This is a genomic window from Planomonospora algeriensis, from assembly GCF_977012225.1.
Genome location: NZ_CDRNDK010000198.1, coordinates 1 through 10,951, shown reverse-complemented (window position 1 = coordinate 10,951; position 10,951 = coordinate 1). Strand labels below are relative to the sequence as shown.

The following is a 10,951-nucleotide window of genomic DNA, read 5'->3' as shown; positions in this document are numbered from 1 at the left end:
GCTGCAGGCGGCCAGCGCCGCGGCCAGCGCCGCGGTCGCGGCCGCCGCCCGGATTGCTCGCATGACGTGCTCCCCCTCCGCGTCACCCCGGACGGGGCACCCGTCCCCGCTCCGGGTGGGGCCCCCACCTGGGAGGTCCCACCCGGAAGGATCTCACAGACCCATGGACTGGGTGTCGTTGCTCTCGGCGCCGCCGGCCTCGGTGACGCCGTTCTTGAGGTGGTAGCGGGAGATGGCCTCGCGCAGCACCTCCTCGTCGAGCTCGTTCCGCCGGGCGAGCTGGGTGAGCACGGCCAGGGTGATCGAGGCCGCGTCCACGTGGAAGTGGCGGCGCAGCGCCGAGCGGGTGTCCGACAGGCCGAAGCCGTCGGTGCCGAGCGAGGTCCAGTCTCCCGGCACCCACTGGGCGATCTGGTCCTGCACCGCGCGCATGTAGTCGCTGACGCCCACGAACGGCCCCTGGGCCTTCGACAGGGCCCGGGTGACGTACGGCACGCGCTGCTCGGCGTCCGGGTTGAGCAGGTTGTGCTCCTCGACGGCCAGCGCCTCGCGGCGCAGCTCCGACCAGGAGGTGGCCGACCAGACCTCGGCCGCCACGCCCCACTCCTCGGCCAGCATCCGCTGGGCCTCCATCGCCCACGGCCCGGCCACGCCGGAGACCAGGATGTTGGCCTTCGGGCCCTGGACCGCCGGCGCCGGAGCGAACCGGTAGAGGCCCTTGAGCAGGCCGTCGACGTCCAGGTCGGCCGGCTCGGCGGGCTGCAGGTAGGGCTCGTTGTAGACGGTCAGGTAGTAGAAGACGTTCTCCGGCGTCTCGCCGTACATCCTCCGCAGGCCGTCCCTGACGATGTGCCCGATCTCGAACGCCCACGCCGGGTCGTAGGAGACCGCCGCGGGGTTCGTCGAGGCGATCAGGGGCGTGTGGCCGTCCTCGTGCTGCAGGCCCTCGCCGTTCAGCGTGGTGCGGCCGGCGGTGGCGCCGAGCAGGAAGCCCCGGCCCATCTGGTCGGCCAGCTGCCACATCTGGTCGCCGGTGCGCTGCCAGCCGAACATCGAGTAGAAGATGTAGATCGGGATCATGTGCTCGCCGTGCGTGGCGTACGACGTGCCGGCCGCGATCGTCGAGGCCATCGAACCGGCCTCGCTGATGCCCTCGTGCAGGATCTGACCCTCGGTCGACTCCTTGTAGGACAGCAGCAGCTCCCGGTCCACGGCCTCGTAGGTCTGGCCGTGCGGCGAGTAGATCTTCGCGGTCGGGAAGATCGCGTCGAGGCCGAAGGTGCGGGCCTCGTCCGGGATGACCGGCACGAAGCGGTTGCCGATCTCCTTGTCGCGCATGAGGTCCTTGAGCAGGCGGACGAACGCCATGGTGGTGGCGACGTTCTGCTTGCCGGAGCCCTTCTTGAGCTGCGCGTAGGCCGCCTCGCCGGGGAGCTTGATCGGCTTGGCGCGGAGCGTGCGCCGGGGCAGGAAGCCGCCCAGCGCCGCCCGCCGCTCCTTCATGTAGGCGATCTCGGGGTCGTTCTCGCCGGGGTGGAAGTAGGGCGGCAGGTCGGCGTCGAGCGCCGAGTCCGGGATCGGCAGGTAGAGCCGGTCGCGGAACTCCTTCAGCTCGGCCTTGGACATCTTCTTCATCTGGTGCGTCGCGTTGCGCGCCTCGAAGTCCTTGCCGAGCGTCCAGCCCTTGATGGTCTGGGCGAGGATGACCGTCGGCTGGCCGACGTGCTCGCGGGCCGCCTTGAAGGCCGCGTAGACCTTGCGGTAGTCGTGGCCGCCGCGCGAGAGCTTGCGGATCTCGTCGTCGGACAGGTGCTCGACCATCTTGCGCAGGCGCGGGTCGCCGCCGAAGAAGTTCTCGCGGATGTACTCGCCCGACTCGACGGAGTAGGTCTGGAACTGGCCGTCGGGTGTGGTGTTCATCTGGTTGACGAGCACGCCGTCGACGTCGGCCGCCAGCAGCGGGTCCCAGTCGCGGCCCCAGACGACCTTGATGACGTTCCAGCCGGCGCCGCGGAAGTAGGTCTCCAGCTCCTGGATGATCTTTCCGTTGCCGCGGACCGGGCCGTCGAGGCGCTGCAGGTTGCAGTTGATGACGAAGGTGAGGTTGTCGAGCTCCTCGCGGGCGGCCACGCCGATCGCGCCGAGCGACTCGGGCTCGTCCATCTCGCCGTCGCCGAGGAAGCACCACACGTGGCTGCGGCTGGTGTCCTTGACCTTGCGGTTCAGCAGGTAGCGGTTGAACCGCGCCTGGTAGATCGCGCCGATCGGGCCCAGGCCCATGGAGACCGTGGGGAACTCCCAGAAGTCCGGCATGAGGCGCGGGTGCGGGTAGGAGGGCAGGCCCTTGAAGCCGTGCGACAGCTCCTGCCGGAAGGCGTCGAGCTGCGCCTCGTTGAGGCGGCCCTCCAGGAACGCCCGGGCGTAGATGCCCGGGGCCGCGTGGCCCTGGAAGAAGACCTGGTCGCCCGACTCGCCGTGGTCCTTGCCGCGGAAGAAGTGGTTGAAGCCCACCTCGTAGAGCGACGCGGCCGAGGCGTAGGTGGCGATGTGGCCGCCGACGTTGGTGCGGGCGTTGGCCCGGGTCACCATGACCGCGGCGTTCCACCGGATGTAGGCGCGGATCCGCCGCTCGACATGTTCGTCGCCGGGGAACCAGGGCTCGCGCTCCGGAGGGATCGTGTTGATGTAGTCGGTGCTGCGCAGGCCGGGGACGCCGACCTGGTGCTCTCGCGCCCGCTCCAACAGGCGGAGCATCAAGTAGCGGGCGCGCGTGCGGCCCTCCGTCTTGACGACGTTGTCGAGCGACTCGAGCCACTCCTGGGTCTCGCTGGGGTCGACATCAGGGAGCTGACTGGGTAGGCCGTCGCTGATGATCGAGAAACGCTGGCGTCCGGAAGCCACTGGGTCTCGCCTTCCGAGGATGGACTTTTGTCTGGTGTCGGTCACCATCCATCCTGGTCTCTTGCTCCGGAAAGTGCATCTCTACTGACCGGTAACCAGGATGTCCCCGCTGGCAGGGGCAACGATGTGGCCTAGACCACCGATCGTAGGACGAATGGATGTGAAAGGTAACACCGGGGTCGCTCTTTTCCGGAGGACCGCAGGGTACGACCCTGAAGAGGCGGCATTCCGACGCCTCGGAAGGAGGAACGCAATGCGCGCGACAGTGGGGGATCAGATTCTGGTCCACGGCGACACGGTCGGCCACCACGACCGGCGGGGCGAGGTCCTCGAAGTGCGCGGGAACGAGGGGGAACCTCCCTATCTGGTGCGGTTCGAGGACGGTCACACGGGCCTGCTGGTCCCCGGGCCGGACGCGATCGTCGTGCCCGCCCAGCGCGGATCATAGGATTCCGCGTGTGAGATCCCAGATGATCGAGGTGGTGACCGGCTCCCGCGAGCGGGTGCACGACATCACCGCAGAGTGTGAGAGCTTCGTCCGGTCGTGCGGGGGCGTGGACGGCCTGCTGCATGTCTTCGTGCCCCACGCGACCGCCGGGATCGCGCTGATCGAGCTGGGATCGGGCAGCGACGACGATCTGCTCGCCGCGCTCGCGGACCTGCTCCCGGCCGACGACCGGTGGCGGCATGCGCACGGATCCGCGGGGCATGGGAGGTCGCATGTCATGCCGGCCCTCATCCCCCCGTACGCCACCGTCCCGGTCCTGGCCGGGAGTCTCGCGCTCGGTACGTGGCAGTCCGTCGCCCTGGTGGACCTCAACGTGGACAACCGCGAGCGGCGGGTCCGGTTGTCATTTCTGTCGGACTGATTCATCGGACTAATCCATGCGTAGCCCAGTCGTTGCCGTGGCGACCGTTGACGACTGAGGGTCACAGCGTGTGGACTGTGCCGAAGCACTGTGAGCACCGCCGCACAAGGGGCGGGGCCATCGAAGCAGGAGGGATGAACGTGAGCGCGACCGCGGGTCAGGCGCAGGGCGAACGCAGCCTGGCCGAACGGCTCGGCCTCAAGCCGGGTCAAGTGGTGCAGGAAGTCGGATGGGACGAGGACGTCGACGACGATCTGCGCGACTCCATCGAGGAGCTGACCGGCAACGAACTGGTCGATGAGGACTACGAGGACGTTGTCGACGTCGTGCTGCTGTGGTGGCGGGACGGGGACGGGGACCTGTTCGACGCCCTGAGCGGGGTGGTGACCAACCTGACCGACGGCGGCCAGATCTGGCTGCTCACTCCCAAGGCCGGTCGAGAGGGCCACGTGGAGCCCAGCGACATCGGGGAGGACGCGACGACCGCGGGTCTCTCGCAGACCAGCAGCATCAGCGCCGCCCCCGACTGGTCGGGGACGCGACTGGCCACACCCAAGGCGCGCCGGTAAGGGGTCTGGTAAGGGTCCACCCTGCCGTACGGCTCGCGTGAGCCGTACGGCAGGATGATGGTGTGCCCATCCGCCACCGGAGTGAGAGGATCCAGCGGACATGCCAGTGCACACGGCGGTCGAGGTGGGTTCGCCGGCTCCGGACTTCGAGCTGAGGGACCAGCACGGCGCCCCGGTCAGGCTCTCGGACCACCGCGGCCGCAAGGTCCTGCTGATCTTCTACCCCTTCGCGTTCAGCGGCGTCTGCCGCGGTGAGCTCTCCGCGGTGCGGGACGGACTCGTCCCCGCCGTCCCCGAGGACGTCCGGGTCCTCGCCGTCTCGTCCGACTCGGTGTTCACCCTGCGCTCCTGGGCCGACCAGGAGGGCTACGGGTTCGCACTGCTCTCCGACTTCTGGCCGCACGGGCAGGTCGCGCGGGCGTACGGTGTGTTCGACGAGGAGAAGGGCGCGGCGCTGCGCGGGACCTTCGCCATCGACGGCGAGGGCGTGGTCCGCTGGCGCGTGGTGAACCCCCTCCCGGAGGCACGTGACATCGCCGAGTACCTCAAGGTGCTCGCCGAACTTTCCTAAGCGGTTATCCGGCGGACCCTTCGCGGCTCCGCCGACCTCGACCACTCGGAGGCGATCATGCCCTGCTTCTCCTGCGGGGCCCGGCAGACCGACCCGGTCCGCGGCGCCAGCCCCTGGAAGCGCGGGGTGCGCCGACAGACCCAGGTGCTCATCTGCCCGGACTGCCAGCGCGTGCACGACCTGGATCTGGACACCTGCTCCTCATGCGGATCCATCGCGCTCATCTGCCGGCTCGGGGAGGTGGAGTGCCGCTCCTGCGGCGCCGTACGGCTCGCGGACCGGCCCCAGGCGGACCCCGAGCGGCCCGACGGCCTGGCCGACGAGGTCGCGGCGGCGCTGGACCGCGTGCTCGGACGGTTCTCCCCGGCCTGACCCGCCCTGGGTTAGGGTGAGTCGCCGCAAAAAGGACAGGCGACGTGTCCTGCCCCGCGAGGGGCGCGTCCGCGCCGGTGATCGGGAAAGGCCGGGATGAGCGAGTACGTGGTGGCCGTCGACGTCGGCGGCACCTCGATGAAGGGCGGGATCGTCACCCGCGCCGGCACGGTCGCCGCGACCGACCGCCGTCCCACCGGGGCCGGACTGGGCCCTGACAACGTGATCGCCGTCGTCCGCTCCTTCGCCGGCGACCTCGCCGCCCGCGGCGCGGAACTGTTCGGCACGGCGCCCGCGGCGGCCGGCATCGCCGTACCCGGGCTCGTCGACGACGCGACGGCCACCGCGCTCTACGCCGCCAACCTCGGCTGGCGCGACGTCCCCGCCGCCGACCTGGTCCCGTTGGACGTCCCGGTCCTGCTCGGCCACGACGTGCGCACCGGCGGCCTGGCCGAGAGCGTGCTCGGCGCCGGCCGCGAACTCTCCGACTTCCTGTTCCTGCCCATCGGCACCGGCATCGCGGGCGCGATGGTCATCGGCGGCGGACCGTACGGCGGGACCTCCGGCTGGGCCGGCGAGATCGGCCACATCCCGGTCTTCCCGGAGGGGGAGCGGTGCGCCTGCGGCCAGATCGGCTGCCTGGAGACCTACGCCTCCGCCTCGGCCGTCTCCCGCCGCTACTCGGCCCGCGCGGCGTCCCCCGCCACGGCGGAGGAGGTCGCCGCGCTGACCGCCGCCGGAGACCCGCTGGCAATGAAGGTCTGGGACGACGCGGTCGAGGCGCTCTCACTCGCGCTGGCCACCTACACGCTCCTGCTGGACCCCTCCGCGATCGTCCTGGGCGGCGGCTTGGCCGAGGCGGGTCCCCTCCTGTCCGATCCGCTGGCCGTACGGCTCGGCGAACGGCTCACGTTCCGTACGGCCCCGCCGCTGCGCAAGGCGGCTCTGGGCGTCGCCGCGGGCATGCTCGGCGCGGCGCTGCTCGGCTGGCGCGCGGCCGGGGCGCAGGAGGCGGGTGCGTCGTGGTCGCCCGATGTGCCGAGAACCCCTGCCGTGCCGTAAGGTTGTATCCCGTCTGTGCGATGGGGTCCCCCGGGCGCTTAGCTCAGCGGTAGAGCGCTCGCCTTACAAGCGAGATGTCACTGGTTCGAACCCAGTAGTGCCCACCAGCGAAAACGCCCCGTTTCCGATCATGGAAACGGGGCGTGAGTGACCAACTGGGTGATTAACTCCTGAAGATGTCGTCCATGGCCTCCGCGCCCTGCATGAGCACCGGCCGGATCTGCTTGCGGTAGACGGTCTCGGTGACCACCGTGTTGCGGTGGCCGACCAGGCGCGAGATGTCCTCGATTGGGACGCCGGAGGCCGACAGCAGCGAGACGAAGCTGTGCCGCATCTCGCGGGGAGTCCAGTCGGTGCCACGGAGCCCCGCCCTCTCGATGATCTTCCGCATGTCGCGGCGCACGTTGCCCGCGCTCATCGCGGTCCCGGTGGAGGTGCAGAAGACCAGGCCCGCCTCCGCCTGCCTGCCGCCCGTCTTCTCCTGCTCCTCCCGGAGCGCCCGCAGCGCGTCGACGCACCGCCGGGGGAGCTTGAGGGAACGGCGTGACTTGACGGTCTTGGTGTCTCCTTTCTTCCGTACGGACCGCCAGACGTAGATGGCGAACTGCTCGTGCTCCCAGCCCGCTTCGGTGACCGGCAGCCACGTCTCGCGTTCCTCGTCGAAGGCGACGACGTGGGACCACAGGAGGGCGCGCAACTCCTCCGTGCGGGCCCCGATGAGCAGGGAGAGCACGACGTAGGCCCGCATGCGCGCGCCGGCCCGCTCCGCCTCGGTGACGATCGCGGTCGCCTGGGCGAGGGTGAGCGCCTTGGAGGTGCGGCCCTCGCGGCCCTCCGGTATCTCGCAGAGGTCCACGACGTTCCGCTTCACCTTGTCGCGGCGCATCGCGCTCTTGACCGACCGGTTGAGGATGCCGTGGATCAGCTTGAGCGAGCGCGTGCTGAGATCCGTGGTCTTCCCCGCAAGCCACCGGTCGACGTCCTCCACCGACAGGTCACGCAGCTTGCGCGCGCCCAGAGCCGGGATCACATGGGTGTCGGCGAACGTGGTGTACATCTTCACCGTGGTCTCGGACCGGCCGCCCAGACCGTGCTGGAGCCAGTACGTCACCGCGTCGGCGACGGTGTAGTTGGCCGGGGCGATGGCGAGGCCGTCGTCGTAGTCACGGATGATCTCCTTGAGCTTGTCTTTGGCCTCGGTCTTGGTCCGGCCGCTGGCCTTCTTGACGATGCGCTTTCCGGCGGGGGAGTAGCCGACCGTCACCGTGGCGATCCAGCGTTGCCGTTGCTCGTCCCAGTGCAGGCCGCCGTCTCCCCGGCTGCGTCGTGCGGTCATGATGCCTTCGCCTCCTGTTCGAGTAGGTCGATGCAGTCGGAGATGGCCGAAGCCGGGATCAGCCGGGTGCGGCCCTGGGTGATCGAGCGCAGGCGGCCCGATCGGATCTGCTCGTAGATCACGCTGCGGCTCATGCTGAGCAGGTGCATGGCCTCGCAGACGCGATAGAGCCTTCGTTCGCCGGGCGGTTCGGGGGTTCCGAGGAGGCGGAGGACGTCCAGGAGGATAGAGCCTTCGTTCGCCGGGCGGTCCGGCCGGGGTCATCCGTCCTCCCGTTCCGCCGCGATGGCGCGGGCCAGGAAGACGCGTTGCCGGATGTGCTCGGCCAGGACCGCCTCGCCGGGGGTGTAGCCGGTGCCGGCGAACCGCCAGTGGCCGAGGGTGAGCGTGGTCGCGTCATCCAGGGCGGGAAGGCCGTGCCGCTCGCGTGCTTCGGCGGCCCGGTAGCGGGCGCGGAGGCCGCGCAGGTCCCCGAAGGTGGTGGAGTAGCGCTGGCTCTTGCTGGAGAAGTGACCCCGAAAGCCCAGCATGTGCGCCCACGGCCGCAGCCGCAGCGCCGTGAACTCCGGACGGGCGCCCAGCTCCCAGCAGGTGCGGATCATCCGCCGGGCGTGCTCGGTGACCGGCAACGCGTCCAGATGCAGACCCGGCTTCAGCCCGGTGCCGCGGCAGCGCCCGCACGAGGCCGCCAGGCCCAGCCGCCCGCGCCCCTTGCAGGCCGGGCACGACAGCCGGTGATCGACGGTGCCGGAGGCTTCGGCGCCCTTGGTGGCGTACTTGGCGATGTAGGACGCCACCGCCCGTTCGCTCAGCCCGCCCGTGTCCGGGTCGAGCAGGATCGGCCGGACGTCGAGCTGATCACCCCAGACCAGCTCCCGCTGGCCCAGCCCGCTGTGCGGGGAGGTCACCCGGACGTGCCGCACCGCCGGGGCGATCGCACGGGTGAGCAGGCCGTGATCGGCCCAGTCCGGAGGCGAATCGGCTCCGCCGCCGGGGCCGTCGAGACGGATCACGGCGTGGAAGTGCACCAGGCCCCGCCGCTGGTACTCGGCGACCTTGGCGAACGAGACCCGTACCCGGCGGCCGAACTCCCGGCGGCTCAGCCCCGCCTCGGCGGCCAGGGTGCGCCGGACCTCCAGGGTGAAGCGGTGCCACAGCGCCCCGGCGTGGGCCTGCCACAGCACCGCACCCGTGTAGTCGTAGCACTCGGCGCACAGCGGTTGGCCGAGCCGGTCGTCTCCCTCCTCGTGGCGGGCATGGCAGCCGACCGGGTCGCCGTGCGGGCAGAGCTTGTCCCGTGCGCGGGGGCGGCAGGCCCGTACGGTGCCGTCGCGCTCCCGGCGGGTGTGGACCGGCCCGAACGAGGGTGCGGTCAGCGTGACGAACGCCCGCGGATGGGTGCTGACGGTGTCGGGGACGCCCTTGCCGCCGGACAGGCCCGCCCGGATGAGCTGGAAGGCGTCGGCCTGGTAGACCCGTGAGCAGGCCGGACAGACCGAGGCCCGCCGGTTGCCGCAGGCGACCAGCAGGTGCCCGGACGGCTCGTCGGCGGTGGTGTAGCTGTGCAGGACCTCCCCGGTCGTCGTGTCCACCACGGTCGATTCGCCGGCCAGGTGGATCGGGTGGGCGCAACCGCCGGTCGCGGCGACCATGGAGCGCCAGCGGTCGTACCCGGGATCGTTGATCAACCGGACGAGGTCGATCATCCATTCCGGGTGGTGCTCGCGCTTGTCGTGCTCGGTGTGCTCGTTCATGACAACCACCTCCCTGCATGTAGTTCAGCTTGTACTACAGGTTGCCGTACATCGACGTGTCACGCAACCTGTAGTACAAGTAGTCCTGCAATTCATGAGAGGAAACGCCCATGGAAGCCACCGAGGACAAAGACATCCGCTGGCGCACCATCGCAGGCGACCTGCGCACCGCCATCCTCGACGGCCGCTACCCGCCCGGCGGCGCCCTGCCCAGCGAACCCGAACTCGTCCGCCGCTACGACGTCTCCCGCCCCACCGTCCGCAAGGCCATCGACACCCTGGTCTCCGAAGGACTCGCCTACGTCATGCGCGGACGCGGCTCATTCGTCCGCCCCATGCCCGAGCGCCAGGTCCTCCTCATCAGCCACCAGAACCGGCCCGACCTGGCCGCCCCCGGCAACCACCCCGACATCCAAGCCTTCGGCTGGGACCTGGCCCTGCGCGACACCGACCCCGACGCCCTCTTCACCGGCGAGAAGATCACCGCCAACCGCGACACCGCGATCATCCTCGGCGTCCGCGCCGGCCACCCCGTCATCCACCGCCGCAGCATGTGGCACCGCGGCCACACCGCCCGTATCCACGGCGCCTCGGCCCGCCTGGAGATCAACTCCTACACCAACGCCGACATGCTCCCCGACTGGGATGACTCCAAGCGCTTCCAGCAGTACCGCAAGCGCCCCGGCCTCTTCTACCAGAACCTCATCCGCGAACACGGTCCCGTCCGCTGGATGACCCTGACCACCTCCCGCATCGCCTATGAACACGAACGCACCGACCTGGGCATGGACTACGCCGAGGCCGTCCTCGTCATCCGCCGCACCATGGCCCACCACAACGGCCGCCCCATCGAGGTCACCGAGGTCAAAGCCCCCGCCGACCACTACGAGATCGGCTACAGCGCCGAACTCGCCGACGACCCCAGCGCCGTGTTCACCCCGCAGGAACTCGCCGACAACGGCATCGCCCTCGTGATCTAGCGCAGCGTCGGGAAGGATGTTCGAGCGGAACGCGGCACCTTACGTGGCCTCCGCCTCGCCCTGGCCTTGTTCGGCCCGGTACTCGTCGAGGAAGACGAAGAACGAATCCAACGGCGTGGTGCCAGGTTCCGCCTGGCGTTCGATCTCGGCCGCCCAGCCCAGCGCGCTGGAGCGGCCGTAACGGGCGAGCCATTCGGAGAACGGCCCACTCGGCCAGAAGTCGAACCGTTCCTCGATGCCGTGAACGTCCAACGCGACTCGATACCCGATCAGCATCGCTTCCAGGTCGCGCAGGGAACCACCGCGGAGCCACATCCCCGGCCGGTGCCGGATCTCCTCCAGGAAGTCGTACACGTCCCGCCACTCAGAACGAGGCTTCGGTCTTGGCCGTGATGTCTCTTCATCCGACACGGCTCCACACTACTGATCACCCGGTTGAGCATCGAGGGATCTGGATCTGTGCTCGCTGTGCTGGCCATGATGCCTGGGTTCCGCAGCTAATCAGGGTTCTGGGCCACGGGTGAGGGTGTAGGTGCT

12 protein-coding genes and 1 tRNA gene are annotated in these 10,951 nt (G+C 69.9%); 8 read left to right on the top strand and 5 right to left on the bottom strand.

All coding sequences use genetic code 11. The annotated features are described in order from the left end of the window. Window positions 1-153 precede the first annotated feature (153 nt). Complete coding sequence (aceE, locus tag ACWJ6R_RS20225; protein ID WP_449063732.1) at window positions 154-2,901, bottom strand: pyruvate dehydrogenase (acetyl-transferring), homodimeric type; 2,748 nt, start codon at window positions 2,899-2,901, stop codon at window positions 154-156. A gap of 253 nt (window positions 2,902-3,154) precedes the next feature. On the opposite strand from aceE, the gene ACWJ6R_RS20220 reads away from it, so the two are divergent. The 7 genes from ACWJ6R_RS20220 (at window position 3,155) to ACWJ6R_RS20190 (ending at window position 6,451) form a co-directional block, all read left to right on the top strand. After that, window positions 3,155-3,349, top strand: a complete 195-nt coding sequence (locus ACWJ6R_RS20220; RefSeq protein ID WP_449063731.1) for a DUF1918 domain-containing protein — start codon at window positions 3,155-3,157, stop codon at window positions 3,347-3,349. Window positions 3,350-3,359: 10 nt separating this feature from the next. After that, window positions 3,360-3,770: a secondary thiamine-phosphate synthase enzyme YjbQ gene (locus ACWJ6R_RS20215; protein WP_449063730.1), complete on the top strand. Its 411-nt coding sequence runs from the start codon at window positions 3,360-3,362 to the stop codon at window positions 3,768-3,770. 140 nt (window positions 3,771-3,910) lie between these two features. Further along, window positions 3,911-4,339 carry a DUF3052 domain-containing protein gene (locus tag ACWJ6R_RS20210; RefSeq protein WP_449063729.1) on the top strand — a complete coding sequence of 143 codons (429 nt, stop codon included), beginning with the start codon at window positions 3,911-3,913 and terminating at the stop codon, window positions 4,337-4,339. Between the two features lie 100 nt (window positions 4,340-4,439). Continuing rightward, window positions 4,440-4,910: a peroxiredoxin gene (locus tag ACWJ6R_RS20205; protein WP_449063728.1), complete on the top strand. Its 471-nt coding sequence runs from the start codon at window positions 4,440-4,442 to the stop codon at window positions 4,908-4,910. A gap of 57 nt (window positions 4,911-4,967) precedes the next feature. Further along, a complete protein-coding gene (locus tag ACWJ6R_RS20200; protein WP_449063727.1) occupies window positions 4,968-5,282 on the top strand; it encodes a hypothetical protein in 315 nt (104 codons plus the stop codon). 96 nt (window positions 5,283-5,378) lie between these two features. Beyond that, window positions 5,379-6,344 (top strand): ROK family protein, encoded by a 966-nt coding sequence (locus tag ACWJ6R_RS20195; protein ID WP_449063726.1) that lies wholly within the window; start codon window positions 5,379-5,381, stop codon window positions 6,342-6,344. Window positions 6,345-6,376: 32 nt separating this feature from the next. Then, window positions 6,377-6,451 (top strand) — tRNA-Val (locus ACWJ6R_RS20190). A gap of 56 nt (window positions 6,452-6,507) precedes the next feature. On the opposite strand, the gene ACWJ6R_RS20185 is transcribed toward ACWJ6R_RS20190, so the two are convergent. Genes ACWJ6R_RS20185 through ACWJ6R_RS20175 form a run of 3 tightly spaced genes read right to left on the bottom strand, consistent with a single transcriptional unit; the run spans window position 6,508 to window position 9,434 of the window. After that, window positions 6,508-7,680 (bottom strand): site-specific integrase, encoded by a 1,173-nt coding sequence (locus ACWJ6R_RS20185; protein ID WP_449063725.1) that lies wholly within the window; start codon window positions 7,678-7,680, stop codon window positions 6,508-6,510. After that, on the bottom strand, window positions 7,677-7,901 hold the full coding sequence (locus tag ACWJ6R_RS20180) for a helix-turn-helix domain-containing protein (RefSeq protein ID WP_449063733.1): 225 nt from the start codon (window positions 7,899-7,901) through the stop codon (window positions 7,677-7,679). Before ACWJ6R_RS20180 ends, ACWJ6R_RS20185 begins: the two co-directional genes overlap by 4 nt. A gap of 39 nt (window positions 7,902-7,940) precedes the next feature. After that, on the bottom strand, window positions 7,941-9,434 hold the full coding sequence (locus ACWJ6R_RS20175) for a replication initiator (protein ID WP_449063724.1): 1,494 nt from the start codon (window positions 9,432-9,434) through the stop codon (window positions 7,941-7,943). Window positions 9,435-9,544: 110 nt separating this feature from the next. Between ACWJ6R_RS20175 and ACWJ6R_RS20170 the strand changes: the two genes are divergently transcribed. Continuing rightward, complete coding sequence (locus tag ACWJ6R_RS20170) at window positions 9,545-10,414, top strand: GntR family transcriptional regulator (RefSeq protein ID WP_449063723.1); 870 nt, start codon at window positions 9,545-9,547, stop codon at window positions 10,412-10,414. Between the two features lie 39 nt (window positions 10,415-10,453). On the opposite strand, the gene ACWJ6R_RS20165 is transcribed toward ACWJ6R_RS20170, so the two are convergent. Next, window positions 10,454-10,768 (bottom strand): hypothetical protein, encoded by a 315-nt coding sequence (locus ACWJ6R_RS20165; protein WP_449063722.1) that lies wholly within the window; start codon window positions 10,766-10,768, stop codon window positions 10,454-10,456. Window positions 10,769-10,951 lie beyond the last annotated feature (183 nt).

Coding starts and splice junctions, on each gene's coding strand:
- ACWJ6R_RS20220 (WP_449063731.1), top strand. CDS start 3,155: ATGCGCGCGACAGTGGGGGATCAGATTCTGGTCCACGGCGACACGGTC.
- ACWJ6R_RS20205 (WP_449063728.1), top strand. CDS start 4,440: ATGCCAGTGCACACGGCGGTCGAGGTGGGTTCGCCGGCTCCGGACTTC.
- ACWJ6R_RS20200 (WP_449063727.1), top strand. CDS start 4,968: ATGCCCTGCTTCTCCTGCGGGGCCCGGCAGACCGACCCGGTCCGCGGC.
- ACWJ6R_RS20195 (WP_449063726.1), top strand. CDS start 5,379: ATGAGCGAGTACGTGGTGGCCGTCGACGTCGGCGGCACCTCGATGAAG.
- ACWJ6R_RS20185 (WP_449063725.1), bottom strand. CDS start 7,680: ATGACCGCACGACGCAGCCGGGGAGACGGCGGCCTGCACTGGGACGAG.
- ACWJ6R_RS20175 (WP_449063724.1), bottom strand. CDS start 9,434: ATGAACGAGCACACCGAGCACGACAAGCGCGAGCACCACCCGGAATGG.
- ACWJ6R_RS20170 (WP_449063723.1), top strand. CDS start 9,545: ATGGAAGCCACCGAGGACAAAGACATCCGCTGGCGCACCATCGCAGGC.